We start from the raw sequence: 23,906 nt of genomic DNA on the forward strand, positions 1-23,906 counted from the left end.
TAAACAAAATAAAGTGCGGTGAATTTTACAGGTAATTTTTATGATGAAATCAATCAAAACGATCTGCTTTGTTGGGGCAACAGCCTTTTTAACTGCTTGTGGTTGGCACTTCGATAATGGTGCGGCTGTTCCTGCAGAATTAAAAACAATGGCTCTTGAAAGTAGCGACCCATACAGTGAAATGTCTATGGCTATGCGTAAGCAACTGCTTAGCAACAACGTAAACCTTGTGCCTGCAAAACAAGGGGTGCCAGTGTTGCGTTTAAATAAACAGACTTCAAGCGACAAAGTCGCATCAGTCTTTAAACAAGGTCGTGAAGCAGAAAAAGTACTGACCCTTGATGTTGAAGCAAGTGTACGCTTGGCTAACGGAGAAACCTATCCAATCTCTGCAAAAATCAACCGCACTTTCTTTGATAACTCACGTGCTGCATTAGCAAAATCAGCTGAGCGCGATGTGATTTGGAATGATATGCGTGAACAAGCGGCTCGCCAATTAATTAATAAAATGGCCGCCTTGCAACATCAAGTTCAAGGAAAATAATGAACCGCATTTTTCCTGAGCAACTGGCCTCTAACCTGAACAGCCATTTAGCGAAAGTCTATTTTTTGGTTGGGGCAGATCCCCTGTTGCTCAGTGAAAGTGAAGACCTCATTCACCAAGCCGCCCTTCTTCAAGGTTTTGACGAAAAAAATCAAATCACCATAGATACTAATACTGACTGGCCTACATTAATTGAGGCTAGCCAATCTATGGGGCTCTTCTTTAATAAGCAAATTTTCATTCTCAATTTACCCGAAAATTTGACCGCACTTTTGCAGAAAAACCTTCAGCAATTTATTAGTGGATTAAATGAAGATAGCTTGCTTGTTCTCACCTTGCCTAAATTGTCTAAAGCAGCCGAAAAACAAGAGTGGTTTATTCAAGCAAATCAACTTGAGCCACAAGCTGTTATTGTTAACTGCCAAACACCAAATTCAGAACAGCTTTCTCGTTGGGTTAAGCATCGTACAAAAAACATGGGATTATCAGCTGATGAGGAAGCCGTTCAACTGCTTTGTTATAGCTATGAAAATAATCTACTGGCATTGAAACAAGCATTACAGCTTTTAGATTTGCTTTATCCTGATCACAAACTCACGTATAACCGCGTAAAATCCGTCGTAGAGCAATCTTCTGTTTTTACCCCTTTCCAATGGATTGATGCATTGTTAGCAGGCAAGGCAAATCGTTCAAAGCGGATTTTGCGAGGTTTACAAGCTGAAGATGTGCAACCTGTCATTTTATTGCGTACTTTGCAGCGTGAACTACTCACCTTGTTAGAATTAACAAAACCACAGCTGCGCAATCCATCTCTTCAAACAAGTTTGCCAACACAGACACTCAAAGCGGATTTTGACCGCCTCAAAATTTGGCAGAATCGTCGTCATCTTTATACGGCAGCGATACAACGACTCACCTATCAAAAGCTCTTTGAAATATTGCAAGAGTTGGCAGATATTGAGCGCACAACCAAGCAAGAATATGGTCACGACGTGTGGGTAAAATTGGCAGACTTATCGGTTAAATTTTGCTTATAAAAAAATCTCGGCGTTAACCGAGATTTTTTATTATTGCGCAATTTTTAAATCTTGATACAGATAATTTCGATAGCTATTCACTAAATCCATATCCTCTGCATCTTCGAGCTTCCCTTGGCTTAGCTGACGCATCGCGATATTCGCTCGCATAAAGTCATCTTTCGGTGATAAACCTGCCACATCAAGCAATACACCACCAACAAAGGCTAAATCTAAGAAATCTTGCTGTTGAACAAAGTCAGTCTTACGATTAGTTCTAACTACAAATTGAGTCAAATAATCCGGGTTCGCAAAGTTACCTTTTTTCGGTGGAAGCTGATTATCAAAAGCGACTTGATGATCACCAAAATAACCGAATACATAAGGCGTTTCACGTGATTTTAAATAATCATTTAAACCTTCGATTGCCTCATTGAGGCTAGCAATGCGATCAATATAATCATTTAGGCAGGAAATCGCTTTTCCCCCTAAACGCTTACTCGCCAAATTAAAATGGTTTGGCATGTTCGTGTTGTAAGGGCCGTGCTCTTTCATCGTGAGCACATAAACAAACATGGGCTGTTTCACATTTTCCAATGATGGATGCTGTTTCTGTAAAATCAGTTTGGTGTAATACATCATCTCTTCACTGCTAATATGCCAAAGATTTTTGCTGATTGATGCGGGATAGCCTAAATCTTGTGGTTGCAACATCAAATCAAAACCAAAGTGGTCATAAGCTGGTTTTGCGTTGTAGTTACCTTTCGTAAAAGGCGATAACGCCACACAAAAATAGCCTTGCTCACGAAGATTTTTGATAAAACCCGTTTGTAAGTGTGGCACAACCGAATAAAACACCCCACTTGCCAAAGCACCAAAATCGGTTGAAGGCACCCCCGCAAGGAAAGCAAATTCAGATTTCCACGTTGCGCCACCCACCGTATGCACTCGCAATGGACTTACAAACGCAGTATCTTCTTGCTTATTAAACATTGAAAATGGCGGGATGGTTTCTGCATCAAAATCAAATTGATGAGGATTCAAGGTTGATTCTTGTAGACACACCACAATATCAGGCTTTTCTGCACTTTCAGTTTTACTCTCCGTCTTTTCACTTAAAAGTGCGGTCATTTTTTCTTTAAATTTTTGGCTATTACCTTCAAATTCTGGCACTTTAAAGAATACGCCACGACAAGACATAGGCAGATTTAAGAATACATCTCGACCATCATCCGGCAATGAATCCAGCCAGACTTTTGTCGCATCTGGATCTTTAGAATAATGCCACATTAAACCAAAGCTTGTTGCTGCAAGTATTGCTGCAAATACGCGAAATCCAGTAGATGCAGTTTCAGCATCTGACCAGCCAAAGATAGCATAACCCAACAGACCTAATAGCCCCAACACGCCGAAAATCGCCCCTTTATAATGTAAGAGGGTTTCCCAATTTCGCCAGTCTGTCACAAGCCAAAAATCTGAAATGAGTAAAGGCTGTTTGTAGTAATGAATTTTCATTCGATGGAATAGCATCAACACCACAAAAAGTACGGACGCAAAATTCAATCCGCGTTGCCATTGACCGGTTATTGCAAACATAGCGCTAAACAATAAAACGAATAACGCAATCGCAAAAAAATATGTCCAACGATAGTGCGAATTGACGATAAAAATCACCGTCGCAATAAAAAATAAACTCAGAAAAATACTTGGAATCATAATAAATAAATTTGATTAAATGTTATTTAGCACTCTCAGCCACTAAACGCTGAATCAGCTTTAAATTGGCTGGGGGGAATTGCCCTGCATCAAGCTCACTTTGTTCAAGCCAAAAACCTTCCTGACCTTCTCGACCAAACGGCTCGCCAATCCATTCTGTGACCAAATAAAAACTAAAATCTAAAATTTTGGTTGGATATTCAAATTGAAAACGTTCGTACAGCTCAGCATTTAAAATATGAATGCCAATCTCTTCTTCCAATTCTCTTTTTAAGGCTTCTTCAGGGGTTTCACCTGCATCAACTTTGCCGCCAGGAAACTCTAATGCTTGCGCAAAATCTTGCCCTTCTAAGCGCTGGGTCAAATATAGCTGCCCAAATTCATTACGAATAATCCCTGCCGCAACTTGAATGATAGGCTTACTCATCGTTCTTCCTTATCTCAAAATTAGAAAGAGCGGTCATTTTTAGCGGTGTTTTAAACACGCAAAAATTTAACCGCTCTTTTCCTTAGCTAAGCATATCGAGCTTTACTGCCGTGACAATGCTTGTATTTTTTACCTGACCCACAAGGACAAGGCTCATTACGCCCAATATGACGATCAGAATAGTCCTCGCTTTGAGCTTGCTCTGTATTTTCATCTACAGCTTGATGTGTTAATGCTTCACGTTCAGCCATTTCCTGACGTGCACGTTCCGCTTCTTCAATCTCTTCCTGCGTACGTACTTTCACGCGAGTAAGTGTCGTAATCACATGGTGTTTTAAAGAATCCAACATTTCAGTAAACATACGGAAAGATTCTTTTTTGTACTCTTGTTTTGGATCTTTTTGTGCATAACCACGTAAATGGATACCTTGACGCAAATAGTCCATTGCCGCCAAGTGCTCTTTCCAAAGTTCATCAAGAGTTTGTAACATCACGCCTTTTTCGAAATGACGCATGGTTTCTTCACCTGCAAGCGCTTCTTTCGCTTTGTATTCATCTTCGGCTTCTTGAATAATGCGCTCACGCAAGTTTTCTTCGTGAAGATTGTTATTTTCTTCTAACCAATGTTCAATTGGTAACTCCAGGCCAAACTCTTGCGCTAAACGCTCTTCTAAGCCTTTAATATCCCATTGTTCTTCCAACGATTGTGGTGGAATATATTGGTCAATCACATCGTTAAATACATCGCTGCGGATAGCTTTGATAGTCTCTGAAATATCATCGTTATCGAGCAAGTAATTACGTTGTTCGTAAATCGCATGACGTTGATCATTAGCCACATCATCATATTCAAGCAAGTTTTTACGACCATCAAAATGGAAAGCTTCCACTTTCGCTTGTGCCGACGCGATCACTTTAGCAAGAAGCTTAGACTCCATCGCTTCACCTGGTTGGGTGAAGGCTTTACGCATCATATTTAATTTACCTTCATTCAGATAAATACGCATTAAGCCATCTTCCAAAGAAAGGTAGAAACGTGAAGAACCTGGGTCACCTTGACGACCTGAACGACCACGCAACTGGTTATCAATACGGCGTGATTCGTGACGTTCTGTCCCGATAATGTGTAAACCACCGGCTTGCATCACGATCTCGTGATTTTTCTCCCACTCAGCTTTAAGTGCCTCAATTTGCTCTGGAGTTGGGTTCTCTAATTTTGCAGCTTTTGCTTTCCAGTTACCACCGAGGATAATATCGGTACCACGACCCGCCATGTTGGTTGCAATGGTTACTGCACCTGGCGCCCCTGCTTCCGCAACAATTTCCGCTTCTTGTGCGTGGAATTTCGCATTCAATACGTTGTGTTTGATGCCTGCTTTATCTAACGCTTGAGAAAGCATTTCAGATTTTTCAACGGATACGGTACCGACAAGAACCGGTTGATTGCGAGCGACACAGTCTTTAATATCTTCAATAATTGCATTGAATTTGTATTCTTCATTTTCAAACATGACGTCCGTACGATCATCACGAATCATTGGACGATTGGTTGGGATAACGACAGTTTCCAAACCATAAATTTGTTGGAATTCAAAGGCTTCGGTATCTGCTGTACCTGTCATACCCGCTAATTTGTCATAAAGACGGAAGTAGTTTTGGTAAGAAATCGACGCAACAGTTTGGTTTTCGCTCTTAATCTCCACCCCTTCTTTTGCTTCGATTGCTTGGTGTAAACCATCAGACCAACGACGCCCCGCCATAGTACGGCCAGTATGTTCATCGACGATCACGATCTCGCCATCTTTCACGATATAGTCTACATCGCGCTCAAATAAGGTGTTCGCACGTAATGCCGCCATGACATGGTGTAACAATACAATACGTGCAGGCGAATAAAGTGAATCACCTTCTGGCATTAAACCTTGTTCAATTAACCAATTTTCAACTTTTTCTTGACCACGTTCAGTCAAATACGCTTGTTTGGTTTTAAGATCTAAAGTGTAATCGCCTTCACCGGTATATTCTTCCGTATCTTCTTTTTCTTGCTTAATTAAATTCGGAATTAATTTATTTACCGCAATATAAAGCTCAGAACTGTCTTCTGCTTGACCTGAAATAATCAATGGTGTACGCGCTTCATCGATTAAAATTGAGTCCACTTCATCCACTAAGGCATAGCCTAAATGACGTTGGAAACGCTCTTCTTTAGAATGCGCTAAGTTATCACGAAGGTAATCAAAACCTAATTCGCTGTTTGTCGCGTACGTAATATCTGCCGCATAAGCTTCACGTTTTGCTTCAGGCGGTAAACCAGGGATATTCACTCCAACAGTCATACCTAAGAATTCAAATAATGGGCGGTTAGTTTCCGCGTCACGACGTGCTAAGTAATCATTCACGGTTACAACGTGTACACCTTTACCTTCCAACGCCATCAAATAACAAGGCAAGGTTGCGGTTAAGGTTTTACCTTCACCCGTACGCATCTCTGCGATACAACGGTTTGTTAGCACCATACCACCGATTAATTGCACATCGAAATGGCGCATACCGAGTACACGTTTACCCGCTTCACGCACGGTTGCAAACGCTTCTGGTAAAATTTGTTGTAAGGTTTCACCGTTAGCTAAACGGCTACGGAACTCGTCAGTTTTTGCTCTTAATTCATCATCACTTAATGCTTCAAAAGCCGGCTCCATTTTGTTAATTTTCGCAACTTGTTTTCTTAATCTGCGTAAAATACGTTCGTTACGGCTGCCAAAAATTTTTGTTAAAAAACTCATAATTTCTCTTTCAAATAAAAAATAAAAAGGATCATCCGATTAAAAAATCGGTTCGTTCAAAGATAAAAGAAAATTAAATAATAGCAGGACCGGCCCGAATAGGGGCAAAAACAGGAAACTCTGCCGCAATAAAGTGCGGTTGAATTTTTTCGTGTTTTTGATTGGAATGGGTTTTATGATTTGTTGGCTGAGGTTGAACCTGCAATGCTTGACGAATTTCACGCACCGCAATCAACATATGTTGTTCAGATGATGTTTGGTAATTTTCGCCACTCATATTTGATGAAGGCGGCGCCTCCAATCCCTGAGCAACAGGTAAAGCAAAAATCGCAATCATGCTTAACAGCAACTGCGACCAGAAATTTGTTTTACCTTTGTTTGATTTCATCATCTTATTGTCTCTGACAAAATTTGTGTGTATTGTATCGGAAATTCAACGTAAAGTCATTATTGGGGTATTTTTGTGGAAAACAAGCATGAGCGTTATCAAAAAGCCATGAATATTATTGATGTGCTGGAAGGATCTCAATTTGCCAAAATCATGCAGAAAGGGTTAATGTTGAATGAACTGAACCAAAACATCAGCCGCCTTTTTCCTCAAGAATTTAAAGGACTTTTTCGTTTAGGCTCCATCACAGATGGGAAACTCTTTATCGAAGTCAAAAGTGCGGTCGTTCGCCAAGGGATTTTATTTCGACAAAGCGAATTACTCACTGCAATTCAACCGACTTATCCCGAAGTAAAAGGCTTTGAGATTAAAATCAATCCAGAATTAACCTGCTAAACTAACCTTTAAAGATGGCGATTAATTCTTTTACTTTAACTCGTTTTTCTGAAGATTGACTGATCGAGCGCTGTACTTTAACGCGTTTAAATTTTGCCCCTTTATAAATCTCACGCGTAAATTTCGTATCGTGGTTAGAAATCACCACGGAAATTTGCTTTTCTTTTTGCGCTTTCTTTGCACATTCCGCTAAATTCTTTTGATGTTCAAGGCCAAAAGCATTTCCTGCATATCCAGTAAAATTGGTATCTTGCGGAAGCGGTGCATAAGGCGGATCACAATAGATCACGCTGTGTTTATCCGCTAATTCAAAGGTCTGTTGAAAATCAGCGCATAAAAATACCGCACTTTGTGCTTTATGGGCGAAATAGCGCAATTCATCTTCAGGGAAATAATGGGTTTTATAAGCGCCAAAGGGCACATTAAACTCATTTTTACTGTTATAACGGCACAATCCATTAAATCCAAAACGGTTCAAATAAAGGAACAACACCGAACGCTCGAAAGGATCGCTTGATTGATTAAAGGCATCACGCTGAGCGTAATAATAGCCGGCTGTATTGGCATTTTCGGCGAAGAAAATTGGCTTACAAGCCTCAATATAGGCATCCACATTTTCTTTGACGATATTAAACAAGTTAATCAAATCCGGATTAATATCTGCCAAAATATAACGCTCAAAATGAGAATTAAGAAAAACAGCCCCCGCCCCCACAAAAGGTTCGATCAAACACTGTTTTCTTTTAGGAAAGACGCGATTGAGATCGTCCGTTAAACGAAATTTACCACCCGCCCATTTTAAAAACGGGCGGTGTTTAATTCGGGGTTTCGTTTTATTATTTTTCGGACGCAACATGGAGCAATGACTGTTAGTCATGTTGTGTGCAACGCTCAATCGCGTTTAGCACAAGAGATTTGTCAGTATCAGTTGCCACATAGGCTTGACCAAGCGCTTTTAGCAACACAAGACGCAACTTGCCTGCCAGCACTTTTTTATCACGCATCATGTGCGGTAAATAATCGTCTAGCTGCATGGTATCAGGCGAAACAGTCGGCAAATTAGCACGCGCTAAAAGTTTTTCTAAACGTGCAACATCTTCAAAAGAAAGATCGCCCAATTGTTCAGATAACACCGCTGCCATCATGCTTCCAGCAGCAACGGCTTCACCGTGTAACCAATTTCCGTAGCCTAAATGTGTTTCAATTGCATGACCAAAAGTATGACCGAGATTTAATAATGCACGATCGCCTTTTTCAGTTTCATCGCGTGCAACAACATCGGCTTTGATTTGACAACAACGCGCAATGCAATACTGCAGTGAATGTTGATTTAACGCGACCAATTCATCAATATGAGCTTCAAGCCATTCAAAAAAGGCATAATCTAAAATCGCCCCATATTTTATAACCTCCGCAAGTCCCGCATTCACTTCACGTTTTGGCAAAGTATTGAGTGTAAGGGTATCAATGATCACCGTAGAAGGTTGATAAAACGCCCCAATCATATTTTTGCCTAACTCATGATTAACGGCGGTTTTGCCACCAACAGAAGAATCCACTTGGGCTAATAATGTGGTAGGCATTTGAATAAAACGCACACCACGCTGATAACTTGCTGCAGCAAAACCTGCTACATCACCAATCACGCCACCACCTAATGCAACAATCGTAGTATCTCGCCCATGATTATGCTTTAAAAGTGCGGTAAAAATGAGGTTTAAAGACTCGAGCGTTTTATATTTTTCACCATCAGGCAATAATACCGATTCAACCTGACAACCTATTTTTTCTAACGTTTCTGTAACGGGCTCAAGATAATATTGTGCGACAGTTGGATTAGTCACAATCATCACTTTATCCCCTTTCTTCAGCGGATAACAGGTTTCATCTTTAAGTAACCCTTCGCCAATATAAATAGGATAACGACGTTCTTTTAATTCAACATTTACGCACAACATTTTTAATCCTTAGAGTGAACCGTTTAAGCCGTTTAGATTATCAATTAAATCAACAATTTGATTAACCATTACTTTGGCATTTTGCTCATCTGTTGGCAAAGTAATATCTGCAATTTCTTCGTATAACGGATTGCGTACTTTGGCTAAGTCTTCCAACACTTGGCGCGGGTTATCCGTTCCTTGTAATAAAGGACGTTTTTTATCACGTTGCGTACGTTGATATTGTTTATCTACTGAGGTTTCTAAATAAATCACAATACCACGAGCAGAAAGATAATTACGATTCTCTTTTGACATCACTGCTCCCCCACCAGTGGAAAGCACAACGCCTTGTAATTGGGTTAATTCATTGATAATTCGCTCTTCACGCTTACGAAAACCTTCTTCGCCTTCTAAATCAAAAATCCAGCTAATGTCTGCTCCCGCACGTTCCTCAATTACTGCATCTGAATCGACAAAGTCCATATTCAATTGTTGCGCAAGCTGACGGCCAATGGTGCTTTTACCTGCGCCCATTGGACCTACTAAAAAAATATTACGTTTTTCAGCCATTGTTATTCTTCTAACTTACTTAAATAATGTTCAATTTAATCTTTCCTAATAAAAACTGGCCACCTGAAAAAATGGTAGCCCGAAAGATCACCCAAAAAATAATGAGGATTATCGCAATAAATCCCCCTATGTTTCAACCTTTAGCAGGAATTTATTTTAAGAAGAGCAAAAGTGCGGTCAGTTTTAGGAATGTTTATGAATGATAAAGTCAAATGTAGCATTGAGATAAAACATCCTAAAATTTAACCGCACTTTACAAACAAAAAAGGCTATTCAAACGAATAGCCTTTTCTTTTATCTGTTAGTTATTATAGATAACCAAACAAGCTTGTGAAAATGTAACCAAAGATACATGAAGTGATTACACCGATTAAGCCCGGTAAAATAAAGCTGTGGTTAATTACAAACTTACCAATGTGGGTTGTGCCTGAACGGTCGAATTGGATTGCCGCAAGGTCACTTGGGTAAGTTGGTAAAATGTAGTAACCGTAACAAGCTGAAGCAAAGGCTAATATAACAGCTGGATCAACGCCGATACCTAAAGCTAATGGAACGAATGCAACCAATGCTGCCGCTTGTGAGTTTACGAATTTAGAAATTAATAACAACATCACGGCGTAAGTCCAAGGATGTGCTTTTACCACATCACCAAGTGCTGCTTTCATCATTGGAGTGTGAACGGTAAACATGGTTTCTGCCATCCAAGAAATCCCGAATACAGCCACTAATGCAATCATACCTGAACGGAAAATTTCATTTTTACTGATTTTACCCGCATCAGTTTTAGTAAAGATAACAATTAATGCACCCGCTAATAACATGAAGATTTGAATAACGTGAACCATACTTAAATTCACTTTTTTCTTCGCAGTGTCTTTTAATACGATTGCAGCGTTATCGATAGTTTCAGTTTTATCACCCGCAGTGATGACAACATTGTTATCTTGAGCGGTAATTGTTTGAGCGACTTCACCTTTATCGTTATAAATTGCAACGTTATTGTAGGCTGTTTGTGTTTTCGCTTTGCTGTCTTTAACATCAAGCACTAATGTACCATCTTTTGCTAATGCAACAATTTTACCGTCTTTAACATTGAAAGATTTCACTGCTTTATCGGCAGAAACAATTTCAACTACTTGAGCTGGTGCTGATTTTTCAAAGGCTGGGCGTAAATCTTTAAAGTAACCTAATACCGCTACCACTAAAATTGCACCAAAGAAGATCCACATCGCATTCCAGCTAGATTGTGGTAATTTTTTATCTAATAATGATGTGCTATCACCATAAACATATTTTTTGAATTCTGGATCTTTTAATTTCTCTTGGAATTCTGGGTCTTTATCTAAATCTTTACCGCGGAACCAGCTGAAAATACCGATAGCCAATACACCGCAAAGGGTTGAAGGCACGGTAATTTTTAATAAATCTAAATAACCATCAAAACCTGCTAATGGTGTTTTAGCATTCACTAAGAATGTGGTTAAAGTCACTACTGCCACAGAAACAGGTGACGCAATGATACCCATTTGAGAAGCAATTGAGCTTGCTGCCATTGGACGTTCAGGACGAATATCATTTTTGATCGCAATATCATAAATGATTGGTAACATGGTATAAACCACGTGACCTGTACCACATAAAATAGTTAAGAAACAAGTTACAAATGGTGCCAAAATACTGACATATTTCGGGTTACGACGAAGCATTTTCTCCGCGATTTGTAACATGACATCTAAACCACCACTGGCTTGTAATGTTGCCGATGTCACTACCACCGCAAGGATAGTTAGCATTACATCGATAGCTGGCTTACCTGGTTCAATACCAAAGCCGAAAACAAGAACAATTAAGCCTACCCCACCAAGCATACCCAGTGCGATACCACCTTTTTTTGCCCCGTAAAACAAACAGATAAGAACAATAACAAGCTGAATAGCAAACTGGCTACCTTCACCTAGGTTCATTAGAAAATCCATAAGATACTCCGAATCATTTTATGGTTAATTAGAAAAAATTTTGATCGAATACTAGCATCAAAATTAACTCATAATAAGTACTTTTAAGGTAAATCTTGTTTTAAATCAAAAAATAAAGGGACTTAATAATAAAAGCAAATCTGAGAAAGATTAAAAAAGGAAAGTGCGGTCAGAAATTTAAGAGATTTAGATATATTTTTTTATTTGAAGATAAAGAATGTAGAAAAGAAATTTAAAGAAAAAAATTAGGCGACCTAAAAGATCGCCCAACTTAAAAATTACTGATTGTTTTGAACGTAGTCAATCGCAGATTGAACAGTTGTGATTTTTTCAGCTTCTTCATCAGGAATTTCGATATCGAATTCTTCTTCTAAAGCCATTACTAATTCAACTGTATCTAAAGAGTCCGCACCTAAATCTTCAACGAAAGAAGCTTCTGGTTTTACGTCTTCTTCTTTAACACCTAATTGTTCAACGATGATTTTTTTCACGCGTTCTTCAATACTCATTTGTTTTTCCTATTGTTGTTTTAACTCATTTAAGAGCGGTTAGTGTATGCATTTTTGATAAAGTTGCAACTATTTCTTAGGTGGTCGCACCACAAAAAAACAGGCAATGTAAAAACACATACAGAGAAAAAGTTACATTGCGATTGGGATTTTATCATTAACTAAACTGCTTTGCTATATGTTATAGACAAAATCACTCATATATCCCCATGAAAGGGTTAGCTCATATATAAGCCACCATTCACATGTAATGTGGTACCGGTAATATAAGCCGCATCGTCAGAAGCTAAAAACGCTACCGCTTTTGCGATATCTTTTGGCTCACCTAAACGACCAGCTGGGACATTACCAAGAATACCCGCTTTTTGTTCTTCAGTAAGCACTTCTATCATATCTGTTGCGATAAAGCCTGGCGCCACAACGTTTACAGTAATACCACGTGATGCCACTTCTTTTGCTAAGCCTTTAGAAAAACCAATTAAGCCGGCTTTTGCGGCACAGTAGTTAGATTGACCAGGGTTACCCATTGAGCCCACCACTGAACCGATAGTAATGATACGACCGAAACGTTTTTTCATCATGGAGCGCAACATTGCTTTAGAAAGATGGAATACAGAGGTTAAGTTGGTTTGCATAATATCGAACCATTCTTCATCTTTCATACGCATTAATAAGTTATCACGAGTGATACCTGCGTTATTCACGAGGATATCAATATCACCGAATTGTTCTTTAATTTGTTCTAATACGGCATCAATACTTTCTTTGTCTGCCACATTTAATACTAAACCTTTACCTTTGTCACCAAGGTAAGCTGAAATTGTATCAGCACCTTTTTCAGAGGTTGCGGTACCAATTACAAATGCACCTTTTGATGCTAATTCTTCTGCAATTGCGCGGCCAATACCACGTGTTGCACCTGTCACTAATGCGATTTTATTTTGCATTTTTAATCCCCTTTTATGCTAATAATGCTTCAACAGCATCTAATGATGCTGCATCATTTACTGATGTTGCTTGTAATTCTGCCACGATACGTTTTGTTAAACCGTTTAATACTTTACCTGGGCCGATTTCAACTAAAACTTCTACGCCATCTTGCGCCATTTTCTCAACGGTTTCAGTCCAACGAACTGGGCTATATAACTGACGAATAAGTGCGGTACGAATTTCTGCACTTTCTGTTTCCGCTTTGACATCCACGTTGTTTAATACTGGTGTTGCTGGCGCATTAAGCGTAATGCCTTCAAGTGTTACGGCCAATTGTTCTGCTGCTGGTTTCATTAATGCACAATGTGAAGGCACGCTTACCGCTAATGGTAAAGCACGTTTTGCACCCGCTTCTTTACATAATGCTGCTGCACGTTCTACCGCTTCTTTCGCTCCCGCGATAACTACTTGGCCTGGTGAGTTAAAGTTTACTGCAGATACTACTTCACTTTGCTCGGCTTGTTTACATGCGTTGATAATCGCTTCATTGTCTAAACCAATAATCGCATACATTGCACCAGTACCTTCTGGTACTGCTTGTTGCATTAATTTACCGCGTAATTCGACTAATTTGATTGCGTCTTTGAAATCAATGACACCTGCACAAACCAATGCTGAATATTCACCTAAACTGTGACCAGCCATCACACTTGGTTGCAATTGTGGGTATTTTTCTTGCCATACACGGAAGATCGCAACGGATGCCGCTAATAATGCCGGCTGAGTTTGCCAAGTTTTATTTAATTCTTCTGCTGGACCTTGTTGAACCAAGTTCCATAAATCATAGCCAAGCGCTTCAGATGCCTGTTTAAAAGTCTCAGTGACTACCGGATATTCGTTAGCAAGATCAGCTAACATGCCAACAGCTTGAGAACCTTGTCCTGGAAAAACCATTGCGAATTTTTTCATGTTTTCTTCCTATTTCTTCATCGTTTAAATGTTGAAAGTGCGGTCAAATTTAACCGCACTTTCGTTTTACAAATATGCTTCTGAGAATTATATCAAAATAATCTAAATCACACCAAATCAAGCATCCAAGTCCAACCACATAAAGTGTTACCGTATTTTTACTTACTAGGAAGTATATTCCTTATTCATCATTATCACTTCTTACAACTTTTTTCTATTCTTACAGCAGTCTAAAAAAGATGGTAATACCTCACAACATAACCAACTATTAATAATAGAGTGTGAGTCACCAAAATTTACCATAATACTATAAACTACATCTCAACTCTAAAACTAATATTTTTTGGGCTAATCTATTTTTAGACTTAAATTTATAAATTATTTTCTCTCACTCATGGTTAGCTCACTATGCTACTTTAAACAGAAAAGGATTTTAACTAGATCTTGATTAGAAATTATATAAGAATTAATATTAATCTATATTTATAATTATCTTATAAATCTTTAAAAATTAAGTAAATTAACTACAAGGTAATCTATCTATGCGTTTTACTAAAATCTTACTTGCCACAATTTTACTTTGGTTTGGCTTAACAAATTTCAATGTTCTTGCAATGTCTCCAGAGCAACAGCAACAAATTTCTATTTTATATAATAAAGGCGACTATCATAACATATTACGCCTTACACAACCTTTAGCTGAGCAAGGAGATGCCATTGCTCAAGGAATATTAGGAGAGATGCACCTGGAAGGAAAAGGCACAAAACAGGATGAGTTTAAAGCATTTGAATGGTATCAAAAGTCAGCAGAACAAGGTAATACTAAAGCCCAATATAATTTAGGAATTATGTATGCCAATGGACGAGGAGTTAAAAAAGATTATTCTAAAGCTATTGAATGGTATCAGAAAGCTGCACAACAAGGTGATGTTTATTCTCAATTTAACTTAGGAGATATTTATTTCAACGGCTTAGGAGTGACACAAAACTATTTTAAAGCTTTTGAATGGACTAAAAAAGCGGCAGAGAAAGGCTTTGCGAATGCTCAATATAATTTAGGATGGATGTATTTTAATGGGCTAGGCATCAGACAAGATTATCTCAAAGCTGTTGAGTGGTATCAAAAAGCAGCAGATCAGGGATTCGATAAAGCTCAATTTAATTTAGCTAGAATGTATGCTAATGGGCAAGGAGTAAAACGAGATTCAATTAAATTTACTGAGTGGCTTAAAAAATCAGCAGATAATGGGAATACAGAAGCTCAAATCATGCTAGCTCTAAGGCTCGGTCTTGCCTATCAAGATTGGATTAATGCTAAATATTATTCTGGTTTAGCTTGTGATGGCGGGGAACAAAGGGGGTGCGACATATACCGCTTAGTTAGAAAACAATTAGGGGAAGTTAAATAAATACTATCAAATTAATTTGCTTTTTTAAAAATTATACTCACTAATTCCAAACTTTTTATGTAGACGTAAGATTTATGAAAACAAAATGAAAGTGCGGTCAAATTTAACCGCACTTTTAAAATTCTGTCGGGATTCTAACAAATTAATTAGAATCGCACCAATGCTGAACCCCAAGTCCAACCACCGCCAAAAGCTTCGAGTAAAAGCAATTGACCGCGTTGAATTCGACCATCTCGCACCGCTTCATCTAAAGCCGTTGGCACAGTCGCCGCACTGGTATTCGCTGTACGATCAAGCGTTACCACGACTTGCGACATATCCATCTCTAATTTTTTCGCTGTCGCGGTGATAATACGTAAATTCGCTTGATGTGGCACAAGCCAGTCGATATCTGTTTTTTGGAGATTATTAGCAGAAAGGGTTTCTTCCACCACATTAGAAAGCTCACGTACCGCTAATTTAAAGGTTTCGTTACCTTGCATTTCAATATAACCAGATTTCTCCACACCACGTTCAGCTTGTGGAAGTAGTAATGCCGCATTGTTATCTGGCGATGCATGTAAATGCGTTGAAATAATGCCTTCTTGCTCTGATGCCTCTAAGATCACCGCACCTGCACCATCACCAAATAACACGACAGTGCTACGATCGGTTTCATCTAATTTACGCGAGTTAAGATCTGCACCAATCACAAGGGCTTTTTTCACGCTGCCTGAACGAATAAATTTATCCGCTACGCCTAAAGCATAAACAAAACCGGTACAAGCCGCCGCTAAGTCAAAAGAAATTGCGTCTTCGATGCCTAATAAACCTTGAACTTGGCAAGCTGAACTTGGATAAGCATGAGAACCACTGGTTGTCGCAACGATGATCAACTCAATTTCTTGAGGATCAAGGTTGGCCATTTCAAGTGCATTTTTGGCTGCTTCATATCCCATTGTTGCAACAGTTTCATCTGCTGCTGCAATACGACGTTCACGAATGCCTGAACGAGTCACGATCCATTCATCTGAAGTATCAACCATTTTTTCCAAATCCGCATTGGTACGAATATGGCTCGGCAAATAGCTACCGGTGGATAAAATTCTACTATTCATAATATCAAAACTTATTAATTAATAACGTTGTAAACCCGCCAAGATTTTTTGTGGAATTTGCAAACGCGCTTGCAAAGCTGCATCCGCAATTGCACGAGCAAATGCATCCACATTTGCACTGCCATGGCTTTTCACCACAACAGCCGTTAATCCGAGTAAAGACGCCCCATTATATTCATCAGGGTTAATGCGTTTCAAGCGATGATAAGCATCTTTAAAGAAAAAACGCAGAATAAATTTGGCAAGCGATTTAAAAATAGGCTGTTTTTCTTTTCCTTTCAGAAGAGATAACAGATTTTTAGCCGCCCCTTCAAGGGTTTTTAATGCAATATTTCCCGAAAACCCATCACTCACGATCACATCAGCCTCGCCATTTAATAAAAAGTTACCTTCAATAAAGCCGGTATAATTAAGTGCGGTCGATTTTTCTAATAAATTCGCAGCTTCACGAATGGATTGATGCCCTTTAATTTCTTCCACACCAATATTGAGTAAGGCAATACGTGGATAAACTAAGTTCAATCGGTTTTCGGCAAAGATCGAGCCCATGATGGCAAATTCATAAAGATTTTGAGCAGAACATTCTACGTTTGCGCCTAAATCTAACATCACGGTTTTATCACCCGTCATCGACGGTAATAAGGATACCAACGCTGGGCGTTGAATCCCCTCTAAAGGCTGTAAGAGAACCTTTGACAATCCCATTAATGCACCCGTATTTCCTGCGCTGATACAACCTTGCGCCTCACCTTTCTGAACCATTTCAATAGCTAAACGCATCGACGTACCTTTGCTATGACGCAATGCATGAGAAATACCTTGATTGTTATCAATAGTCTTTGTGCAATGATGAATTTGAATACGTTCTAAAAGGGAAGAAGGTGCATTTTCCAGTAAAGGGGAAATTTGTTGGCTATCGCCAAACAGCACTAAAGAGAGCATTGGATCTGCTTCCAACGCTGAAAGAGATGCGGGGATAGTAATACGGGGACCAATGTCCCCGCCCATCACATCTAACGCTAAGGTTAGACGGTTCAAGTGAATACCTTATAAGTGAAATTACTTATTGATCACTTTGCGACCACGGTAGTAACCGTCAGCAGTTACGTGGTGGCGTAAGTGAGTTTCACCGCTTGCTTTATCCACTGATACTGCAGCAGTAGTTAATGCATCGTGTGAACGACGCATATCACGACGTGAACGAGATTTTTTGTTTTGTTGAACAGCCATTGGCTATACTCCTAAATTTAATTTACTTTTGCTTTAAATTAGCTAATACAGCGAACGGGTTCGGTTTTTTTGCCAATTCTTCAGGCAATTCGCCAAAAACCTGTTCGTGCGCGGACACTTCACAGTGTTCAGATGAATGCATTGGGACAAGCGGTAGAGCTAAAATAAGTTCGTCTTCCACTGCACCAAGTAAATCTATTTCACCAAACTCATTAAATTCGATTGGCTCATAAATTTCCGGCAAGTCATCAGCCTGATCCCAATTAGCCACTGGACTATACATAAAATGACATTCCAATGTTTGTTTGAATGGCTCGCCACAACGTTGACACTCTAATTCAACATCAACTTGTACTTGCCCTTTCATCACCACTAATTTTTGTGGATCAATATAAAACGATAATGTTACCTGTGCATCGCTGAGCACTTTCCCCGTAGATTCAGCTAAACGCACTAACTGACTAGCGGTATAATAACCATCATAATCAATTCTTTGTTGAGCGTCTTTAACCGGATCAACGGTTAGGGGTAGTTTTACCTTTTGCATAGGGTGCGAATATTACCTGTTGTCAATAAAATAGTCAAAGGAAATTCGCACTAATTATGAGAAAAGTTCAATCGCTATCTAAACTTTCTCTAGATTTATGCCTTTGCAAAGTGCGGTCATTTTTTCCTGTGTTTTACTCGGCATGCTCACTTAAGAAGCCACCACTTTGGTGTTTCCAAAGGCGAGCATAAAGGCCATTTTGTTCAAGCAATTCTGCGTGAGTTCCTTGTTCGACAATTTGTCCTTTATCTAACACGATTAAACGATCCATTGCCGCAATAGTGGATAAACGGTGAGCAATGGCAATAACCGTTTTATTTTCCATCATCTTATCAAGACTTTCCTGGATCGCCACTTCCACTTCGGAGTCCAGCGCACTGGTCGCTTCATCCAACAGTAAAATTGGCGCATCTTTTAACATGACACGCGCAATGGCAATACGTTGACGTTGACCACCCGATAGTTTCACCCCACGTTCACCAACATGAGCATCATAGCCTTTTCTGCCTTGAGCATCGCTGAGATAAGGAATGAAATCGGCTGCTTCCGCACGTTTAGCTGCATTGAACATTTCTTCATCTGTCGCTGTTGGGCGACCATAAATAATATTATCGCGAACAGAGCGGTGTAAAAGCGAGGTATCTTGTGTTACAAGACCAATCTGACTACGAAGGCTTTCTTGGCTTACATCTAAAATATTTTGACCATCAATAGTAATTGAACCTTCTTGCGCTTCATAGAAACGTAGAAGTAAATTCACAATGGTTGATTTACCTGCACCAGAACGACCAATTAAGCCCACTTTTTCACCCGGTTTGATGGTGAGATTAAAATGGTTAAGCAACGGTTTATTCGGATAATAGGCAAACGAAATATCGTTAAATTTGATTTCACCTTGTTTCACTTCTAATGCAACACAATTTGGCTTATCGACAATGGTATGCGGTTTGGTTAGCGTTGCCATACCATCATTCACTGTCCCGATATTTTCAAATAAGCGAGCAGACTCCCACATAATCCAACGAGAAAGAGCATTTACACGTAACGCCATCGCAGTTGCAGTCGCCACCGCCCCCACACCGACTTGACCGTTTTGCCATAACACCACACCTAAAATCGCAGTACTTAACGTTAAGAAGATATTGGTTGCATAAGTTAAGGTATCTAATGAACTCGCCAAACGCATTTGTGCATGCACGATGACCATAAATTCTTCCATGGAACGTTTTGCATAATTGGCTTCTCTCGCATCATGTGAAAATAGTTTTACCGTTGCAATATTTGAGTAAGCATCCGTAATACGACCCGTCATGAGAGAGCGCGCATCAGCTTGTCGTTGTGCGGTTTTGGCTAAACGAGGAATAAGCAGACGTAAAATAGTCACAAATGCCACAATCCACAAGAAAAACGGCACTAAAAACCAAGTATCTAAAGCCGCAAGCACCAAACCTGAAGTAATAAAATAGACAGCAACATACACCAACATATCCGCAATGGTCATGACGGTATCACGCACTGCAAGGGCGGTTTGCATCACTTTCGCCGATACACGGCCTGCAAATTCATCTTGGTAGAAACTTAAGCTTTGTCCTAGCATCAAACGGTGGAAATTCCAACGCAAACGCATTGGGAACACCCCTTGTAGCGTTTGTAAGCGCACATTCACGCCCACAAATGACCATACAATACTGAAAATAAGCAAGGCTGCCATACCGGCGAGTAAATGCCCTTTTTCTTGCCAAAGTGTGGTTGGTGAATAAGCGCCGAGCCAATCTACCAATAATCCCATAAATTGGAAAAGTAAGGCTTCCATCACACCAGTACCGACCGTCAATACCGCGAGTAAAAAGATCCAACCTTTCATACCATCAATGCTTGACCAAATAAAACGGAACAAGCCTTTTTCAGGCGTCGTTGGATTGCTTTTCGGATAAGGATTTAAACGGTTTTCAAACCATGAAAATATTTTATTAAACATAACAATACCTTAAAAAATTAAAGGCGACAAAGCCACCTAAAGTGCAGTCATTATAGCGTAAATTTTGAACGATGGGCTAGGTTTTACGAAATTGGCTCGGTGAAAGCCCATAAATTGCTTTAAACGCCTTGCTAAAATGTGCTTCTGATTGATACCCTACTTCAAGAGCGATTGCCAAAATGGTCTTTTGCGTATTTTTCAATAAAACTGCAGCCATTTCTAACCGCACTTGTGTGAGAAATTTTCCTGGTGGCATCCCTAATTGCTGTTGAAAGATCCGCATAAAGGTTGCACGAGACATGGATGCCAACTCGGCTAATTGCTCAATATTCCAATCTAATTGAGGTGAAAACAGGATTTTTTCAAGGACTTGATTCAGCCTTTTATCCTGCAACGCAGCTAATAAGCCTTGATTGAGCAAACCTATTTGTTGAGCATGACGCAAAATATAAATAAACAATACGTTTGATAATGCATCAATCACCGATTTCGTGCCTTGCTCCGGTTTCTCGGCTTCTTGTAAAAAAAGTGAAACCAAAGGCTGTACAGGCGTATTTTGTAGCGAAAGATGCAAATAATCTGGTAATGAATCAATTAATAATGACGGTTTTTGATAATAAAACGTCCCACAAAACATCTTCAGATCGGGCGTACCGGCACCTATTTGATGGACATTAAAAAGTGCATTTGATTGCGCTCTCTGTAGGCTATTCTCTCTTTTTTGTTGAGAACTGCCCAAAAAGTGCGGTCGATTTTGAGGGAGAAAAAAGAGATCGCCTTTTTTTAAATGAAATTGTTTTCCCGCCAAGGTTACCCAACAGTCACCTTGCTCGATTAAATGAAATAAACCTTGATATTCCGCCGCATCTGGCTGATGTTCAACTTGCCAATCTCCTTGAAACAAGCAGCGAATATTAATTTCCCCTCGCACCTGTGCCAGCTGTGTTAATTTATCTAAATAATCCATTGTGAGATTTTCCGTCTAAAAGTTAAGACAATTTGACAAGTATCATACGCTAATCTGCTTATAATTCCTCTCGAAATTTGTACTAAATTTAAGGAGAAAAACAATGTTTGCAGATTGGAAAAATGATGTAGCACACGTTAAAAAATCATTCGGTGCATTAGGTAAAAAATACCCTAAAATGTTACAAGCTTACGGCGCATTAGGTGCGGCAGCGGCAGAAGGTAACGTATTAGATGCCAAAACCCGTGAATTAATTGCATTAGCGGTTGCCGTAACAACCCGTTGTGAAAGCTGCATTGGCGTACATGCTGATGAAGCGGTGAAAGCAGGTGCAACTGAAGAAGAAGTAGCAGCAGCATTAGCAATGTCTATCGCATTAAATGCAGGTGCGGCTTACACTTACTCTCTTCGTGCATTAGAAGCTTACAACGCACAAAAAGGCGAATAATTCGCAAGGAACTTTATGATTCTTTTAGCCCTCATTTGAGGGCTTTTTTATGTCTAAAATTGACCGCACTTAAAATAAATTCAACGCTCTCATCTGAACCACCACTTGCTCTACCTGAATTTCTGCCATTAAATTTTTGCCTTTTAATTTGGTCGCCCAAGGCAATTCACTTGAAGGCTTTCCTTGTTCTTTTTGCACATTTTCTTCATATACCGACACCACATTATCCAGATTATGATAAGGTGCAGTGCGCAATGGATTGTGATAGGCATACAATCCAATAACTGGTGTTCCTTGCGTGGTCGCGATATGAGCTGGCCCAGAATCAGGCGAAATCACCAAATTTGCTTGATGAATTAATGCGGCGAGTTGTTTTAAACTGGTTTTTCCTGAAGCATCAACCGGTTGAAAATCACAAAGTGCGGTAATTTTTTTCACCATTTCTAATTCGCGTTTTGCCGGCGAGCTACAAAAAATTACATTCACATTATGTTGATGAGCAATGTTCGCCACCTCCGCGTAACGTTTAATCAACCAATCTTTCTCGACTTTACTAGAACAAGGGGAAATAATCAGATTTTTACGTGTAGGATCAATAAACTGTTTGGCATATTCTCGATCTGAATCAGAAATTGCCAATTGCCAAGAAAGCATCTCTGCCGGTGGTACACCAAGATAATCTGCAAAAGCCATGAAACCATCTAGTACATGAGGCGTTTCAGGATCTTGAACTCGACGATTCACAAACAACCACTGCCCTTCTCGAGAACGTTTTTTGCCAAACCCAATTTTATATTTCGCTTGAATACCAAGAGAGATAATAGAAGCACGAAATGCCGTCTGCATATTCAAAAGCGCATCAAATTGATTATTTTTCAAAAACATCCATAAATTCCATACGCCTTTCCAACCGCTCTTTTTATCGTAAGGAACAAGTTCCACGCCTTCTATACCAGAAAGCAAGCCCATTTCTGTTTTACCCACAATCCACGTTAATTTTGTTTGCGGCCAATAACGTTGAATATGTTGTACCACCGCAAGTGCATGGCAAACATCACCCACCGCAGACAAACGCAAAATACAAAGTGATTTAGGGGGAGAGGTAAAAAGTGGAGAATGGGACATTTGAGTTCCTCGCGCATTTAATTTCCACCTATTTTAAAGTAGAATGAGAGCATTTTCTATTATTCGGTTCAACTAAAATGCTTGAATTCCAACAAGATAATCAATTCTTTCTTTTTAATCTCACGGAAAAACCAACGGAGCCCGCTTTATTTTTTGAATCGGCGTTTTGGGAAAAACAACAACGTATTACCGGTTCAGCCAAAGGACGTGGCACAACCTACTTCCTGGATACAAAAGATCTGTTTGGTGTAAATACAGCCCTTCGTCACTATTATCGCGGTGGTTTATGGGGAAAATTTAACAAAGATCGCTATCGTTTTCAATCATTTACTGAAACTCGCAGCGTGGCGGAATTTCAGCTTTTAAATCAACTCCATCAAGCAGGTGTAGCCGTACCCAAACCGATTGCTGCACGTGTTAAAAAAGGCAAATTAGGTATTTGCTACCAAGCGGATATATTGATTGAAAAGATCGAAAATGCCCAGGATCTGACCGCACTTTTGCAAACCCAGCAGCTACCGAATGATATCTGGCAAGCCATTGGTAAATTAATTCGTCAGCTGCATGATTTGCAAATTTGCCATACGGATCTCAATGCTCATAATATTCTCGTTCAACAACTCGAAACTGAACAAAAATGTTGGCTCATTGATTTCGATAAGTGCGGTCAAAAATCAGGAGATTCTTGGAAACAAGACAACCTGAAAAGACTACACCGCTCTTTTGTCAAAGAAGTCAGCAGAATGAATATTCAATTCAATGAAGAAAATTGGACTGAATTATTGAAAGGGTATAACGCCTAAAACGCATTAGAAAAAGGCAATAAAAAAGACCGCCTAATACGATCTCAATAAATGGTCCCCCCTACCGGACTTGAACCAGTGACCAAGCGATTATGAGTCGCCTGCTCTAACCGACTGAGCTAAGGGGGGAAAGTGCGG

24 protein-coding genes and 1 tRNA gene are annotated in these 23,906 nt (G+C 39.5%); 6 read left to right on the plus strand and 19 right to left on the minus strand.

Features of this window, described 5'->3' with window-relative positions; genetic code table 11:
- Positions 1–40 precede the first annotated feature (40 nt).
- Both lptE and holA read left to right on the plus strand, forming a co-directional pair.
- A complete protein-coding gene (gene lptE, locus O3746_RS03705) occupies positions 41–544 on the plus strand; it encodes an LPS assembly lipoprotein LptE (RefSeq protein ID WP_049358012.1) in 504 nt (167 codons plus the stop codon).
- Positions 544–1,581, plus strand: coding sequence for a DNA polymerase III subunit delta (holA, locus tag O3746_RS03710; RefSeq protein ID WP_371447810.1), 1,038 nt, complete (start codon positions 544–546; stop codon positions 1,579–1,581). Before lptE ends, holA begins: the two co-directional genes overlap by 1 nt.
- 30 nt (positions 1,582–1,611) lie before the next feature.
- Here the strand turns inward: holA and O3746_RS03715 are convergent, their stop codons facing one another.
- The 4 genes from O3746_RS03715 to secM all read right to left on the minus strand — a co-directional run bounded on the left by O3746_RS03715 (position 1,612) and on the right by secM (position 6,877).
- Entirely contained in the window at positions 1,612–3,276 is a 1,665-nt protein-coding gene (locus tag O3746_RS03715; protein ID WP_371447811.1) for a sulfatase-like hydrolase/transferase, read from the minus strand.
- Between the two features lie 22 nt (positions 3,277–3,298).
- Positions 3,299–3,703 carry an 8-oxo-dGTP diphosphatase MutT gene (gene mutT / locus O3746_RS03720; RefSeq protein WP_070590233.1) on the minus strand — a complete coding sequence of 135 codons (405 nt, stop codon included), beginning with the start codon at positions 3,701–3,703 and terminating at the stop codon, positions 3,299–3,301.
- Positions 3,704–3,789: 86 nt separating this feature from the next.
- Positions 3,790–6,486, minus strand: a complete 2,697-nt coding sequence (secA, locus tag O3746_RS03725) for a preprotein translocase subunit SecA (protein ID WP_371447812.1) — start codon at positions 6,484–6,486, stop codon at positions 3,790–3,792.
- Positions 6,487–6,559: 73 nt separating this feature from the next.
- A complete protein-coding gene (gene secM / locus O3746_RS03730) occupies positions 6,560–6,877 on the minus strand; it encodes a secA translation cis-regulator SecM (RefSeq protein ID WP_005698080.1) in 318 nt (105 codons plus the stop codon).
- A gap of 72 nt (positions 6,878–6,949) precedes the next feature.
- Here secM and O3746_RS03735 point away from each other — a divergent pair, with 72 nt between their 5' ends.
- A complete protein-coding gene (locus tag O3746_RS03735) occupies positions 6,950–7,270 on the plus strand; it encodes a DciA family protein (RefSeq protein ID WP_070776157.1) in 321 nt (106 codons plus the stop codon).
- A 1-nt stretch (position 7,271) separates the two neighbouring features.
- On the opposite strand, the gene O3746_RS03740 is transcribed toward O3746_RS03735, so the two are convergent.
- The 7 genes from O3746_RS03740 to fabD all read right to left on the minus strand — a co-directional run bounded on the left by O3746_RS03740 (position 7,272) and on the right by fabD (position 14,164).
- Entirely contained in the window at positions 7,272–8,126 is an 855-nt protein-coding gene (locus O3746_RS03740) for a Dam family site-specific DNA-(adenine-N6)-methyltransferase (RefSeq protein WP_070776158.1), read from the minus strand.
- A gap of 13 nt (positions 8,127–8,139) precedes the next feature.
- Positions 8,140–9,228 (minus strand): 3-dehydroquinate synthase, encoded by a 1,089-nt coding sequence (gene aroB / locus O3746_RS03745; RefSeq protein WP_371447813.1) that lies wholly within the window; start codon positions 9,226–9,228, stop codon positions 8,140–8,142.
- Positions 9,229–9,237: 9 nt separating this feature from the next.
- Positions 9,238–9,780: a shikimate kinase AroK gene (gene aroK / locus O3746_RS03750; protein WP_005699620.1), complete on the minus strand. Its 543-nt coding sequence runs from the start codon at positions 9,778–9,780 to the stop codon at positions 9,238–9,240.
- Between the two features lie 308 nt (positions 9,781–10,088).
- Positions 10,089–11,756, minus strand: coding sequence for an anaerobic C4-dicarboxylate transporter (locus O3746_RS03755; RefSeq protein WP_005699616.1), 1,668 nt, complete (start codon positions 11,754–11,756; stop codon positions 10,089–10,091).
- Positions 11,757–12,034: 278 nt separating this feature from the next.
- Complete coding sequence (gene acpP, locus O3746_RS03760; protein ID WP_005544465.1) at positions 12,035–12,265, minus strand: acyl carrier protein; 231 nt, start codon at positions 12,263–12,265, stop codon at positions 12,035–12,037.
- A gap of 218 nt (positions 12,266–12,483) precedes the next feature.
- Positions 12,484–13,212: a 3-oxoacyl-ACP reductase FabG gene (gene fabG, locus O3746_RS03765; RefSeq protein WP_371447814.1), complete on the minus strand. Its 729-nt coding sequence runs from the start codon at positions 13,210–13,212 to the stop codon at positions 12,484–12,486.
- Positions 13,213–13,225: 13 nt separating this feature from the next.
- Positions 13,226–14,164 (minus strand): ACP S-malonyltransferase, encoded by a 939-nt coding sequence (gene fabD / locus O3746_RS03770; RefSeq protein WP_371447815.1) that lies wholly within the window; start codon positions 14,162–14,164, stop codon positions 13,226–13,228.
- Positions 14,165–14,706: 542 nt separating this feature from the next.
- Here fabD and O3746_RS03775 point away from each other — a divergent pair.
- Positions 14,707–15,573, plus strand: coding sequence for a tetratricopeptide repeat protein (locus tag O3746_RS03775; RefSeq protein WP_371447816.1), 867 nt, complete (start codon positions 14,707–14,709; stop codon positions 15,571–15,573).
- 146 nt (positions 15,574–15,719) lie between these two features.
- On the opposite strand, the gene O3746_RS03780 is transcribed toward O3746_RS03775, so the two are convergent.
- The 6 genes from O3746_RS03780 to O3746_RS03805 all read right to left on the minus strand — a co-directional run bounded on the left by O3746_RS03780 (position 15,720) and on the right by O3746_RS03805 (position 21,392).
- Complete coding sequence (locus O3746_RS03780; protein ID WP_049367331.1) at positions 15,720–16,670, minus strand: beta-ketoacyl-ACP synthase III; 951 nt, start codon at positions 16,668–16,670, stop codon at positions 15,720–15,722.
- An 18-nt stretch (positions 16,671–16,688) separates the two neighbouring features.
- On the minus strand, positions 16,689–17,708 hold the full coding sequence (gene plsX / locus O3746_RS03785) for a phosphate acyltransferase PlsX (RefSeq protein ID WP_049367330.1): 1,020 nt from the start codon (positions 17,706–17,708) through the stop codon (positions 16,689–16,691).
- A gap of 21 nt (positions 17,709–17,729) precedes the next feature.
- On the minus strand, positions 17,730–17,900 hold the full coding sequence (gene rpmF / locus O3746_RS03790) for a 50S ribosomal protein L32 (RefSeq protein WP_005544470.1): 171 nt from the start codon (positions 17,898–17,900) through the stop codon (positions 17,730–17,732).
- A 22-nt stretch (positions 17,901–17,922) separates the two neighbouring features.
- Positions 17,923–18,447 carry a 23S rRNA accumulation protein YceD gene (yceD, locus tag O3746_RS03795; protein ID WP_005695312.1) on the minus strand — a complete coding sequence of 175 codons (525 nt, stop codon included), beginning with the start codon at positions 18,445–18,447 and terminating at the stop codon, positions 17,923–17,925.
- A 133-nt stretch (positions 18,448–18,580) separates the two neighbouring features.
- A complete protein-coding gene (locus O3746_RS03800; RefSeq protein ID WP_371447817.1) occupies positions 18,581–20,425 on the minus strand; it encodes an ABC transporter ATP-binding protein in 1,845 nt (614 codons plus the stop codon).
- Positions 20,426–20,501: 76 nt separating this feature from the next.
- Positions 20,502–21,392, minus strand: coding sequence for a cupin domain-containing protein (locus tag O3746_RS03805; protein ID WP_371447818.1), 891 nt, complete (start codon positions 21,390–21,392; stop codon positions 20,502–20,504).
- A 103-nt stretch (positions 21,393–21,495) separates the two neighbouring features.
- Between O3746_RS03805 and O3746_RS03810 the strand changes: the two genes are divergently transcribed.
- Positions 21,496–21,840, plus strand: coding sequence for a carboxymuconolactone decarboxylase family protein (locus O3746_RS03810; protein WP_005698020.1), 345 nt, complete (start codon positions 21,496–21,498; stop codon positions 21,838–21,840).
- Positions 21,841–21,909: 69 nt separating this feature from the next.
- Here O3746_RS03810 and O3746_RS03815 read toward each other — a convergent pair whose 3' ends face one another.
- Positions 21,910–22,965, minus strand: coding sequence for a glycosyltransferase family 9 protein (locus tag O3746_RS03815; RefSeq protein WP_371447819.1), 1,056 nt, complete (start codon positions 22,963–22,965; stop codon positions 21,910–21,912).
- Between the two features lie 77 nt (positions 22,966–23,042).
- On the opposite strand from O3746_RS03815, the gene O3746_RS03820 reads away from it, so the two are divergent.
- Positions 23,043–23,768: a 3-deoxy-D-manno-octulosonic acid kinase gene (locus tag O3746_RS03820; RefSeq protein ID WP_371447820.1), complete on the plus strand. Its 726-nt coding sequence runs from the start codon at positions 23,043–23,045 to the stop codon at positions 23,766–23,768.
- A 52-nt stretch (positions 23,769–23,820) separates the two neighbouring features.
- On the opposite strand, the gene O3746_RS03825 is transcribed toward O3746_RS03820, so the two are convergent.
- Positions 23,821–23,897, minus strand: a tRNA-Ile gene (locus O3746_RS03825).
- Positions 23,898–23,906 lie beyond the last annotated feature (9 nt).

Source organism: Haemophilus sp. 27098_8_127, assembly GCF_041433495.1.
GTDB lineage: Bacteria > Pseudomonadota > Gammaproteobacteria > Enterobacterales > Pasteurellaceae > Haemophilus_D.

Coding starts and splice junctions, on each gene's coding strand:
- lptE (WP_049358012.1), top strand. CDS start 41: ATGATGAAATCAATCAAAACGATCTGCTTTGTTGGGGCAACAGCCTTT.
- holA (WP_371447810.1), top strand. CDS start 544: ATGAACCGCATTTTTCCTGAGCAACTGGCCTCTAACCTGAACAGCCAT.
- O3746_RS03715 (WP_371447811.1), bottom strand. CDS start 3,276: ATGATTCCAAGTATTTTTCTGAGTTTATTTTTTATTGCGACGGTGATT.
- mutT (WP_070590233.1), bottom strand. CDS start 3,703: ATGAGTAAGCCTATCATTCAAGTTGCGGCAGGGATTATTCGTAATGAA.
- secA (WP_371447812.1), bottom strand. CDS start 6,486: ATGAGTTTTTTAACAAAAATTTTTGGCAGCCGTAACGAACGTATTTTA.
- secM (WP_005698080.1), bottom strand. CDS start 6,877: ATGATGAAATCAAACAAAGGTAAAACAAATTTCTGGTCGCAGTTGCTG.
- O3746_RS03740 (WP_070776158.1), bottom strand. CDS start 8,126: ATGTTGCGTCCGAAAAATAATAAAACGAAACCCCGAATTAAACACCGC.
- aroB (WP_371447813.1), bottom strand. CDS start 9,228: ATGTTGTGCGTAAATGTTGAATTAAAAGAACGTCGTTATCCTATTTAT.
- aroK (WP_005699620.1), bottom strand. CDS start 9,780: ATGGCTGAAAAACGTAATATTTTTTTAGTAGGTCCAATGGGCGCAGGT.
- O3746_RS03755 (WP_005699616.1), bottom strand. CDS start 11,756: ATGGATTTTCTAATGAACCTAGGTGAAGGTAGCCAGTTTGCTATTCAG.
- acpP (WP_005544465.1), bottom strand. CDS start 12,265: ATGAGTATTGAAGAACGCGTGAAAAAAATCATCGTTGAACAATTAGGT.
- fabG (WP_371447814.1), bottom strand. CDS start 13,212: ATGCAAAATAAAATCGCATTAGTGACAGGTGCAACACGTGGTATTGGC.
- fabD (WP_371447815.1), bottom strand. CDS start 14,164: ATGAAAAAATTCGCAATGGTTTTTCCAGGACAAGGTTCTCAAGCTGTT.
- O3746_RS03775 (WP_371447816.1), top strand. CDS start 14,707: ATGCGTTTTACTAAAATCTTACTTGCCACAATTTTACTTTGGTTTGGC.
- O3746_RS03780 (WP_049367331.1), bottom strand. CDS start 16,670: ATGAATAGTAGAATTTTATCCACCGGTAGCTATTTGCCGAGCCATATT.
- rpmF (WP_005544470.1), bottom strand. CDS start 17,900: ATGGCTGTTCAACAAAACAAAAAATCTCGTTCACGTCGTGATATGCGT.
- yceD (WP_005695312.1), bottom strand. CDS start 18,447: ATGCAAAAGGTAAAACTACCCCTAACCGTTGATCCGGTTAAAGACGCT.
- O3746_RS03800 (WP_371447817.1), bottom strand. CDS start 20,425: ATGTTTAATAAAATATTTTCATGGTTTGAAAACCGTTTAAATCCTTAT.
- O3746_RS03805 (WP_371447818.1), bottom strand. CDS start 21,392: ATGGATTATTTAGATAAATTAACACAGCTGGCACAGGTGCGAGGGGAA.
- O3746_RS03810 (WP_005698020.1), top strand. CDS start 21,496: ATGTTTGCAGATTGGAAAAATGATGTAGCACACGTTAAAAAATCATTC.
- O3746_RS03815 (WP_371447819.1), bottom strand. CDS start 22,965: ATGTCCCATTCTCCACTTTTTACCTCTCCCCCTAAATCACTTTGTATT.
- O3746_RS03820 (WP_371447820.1), top strand. CDS start 23,043: ATGCTTGAATTCCAACAAGATAATCAATTCTTTCTTTTTAATCTCACG.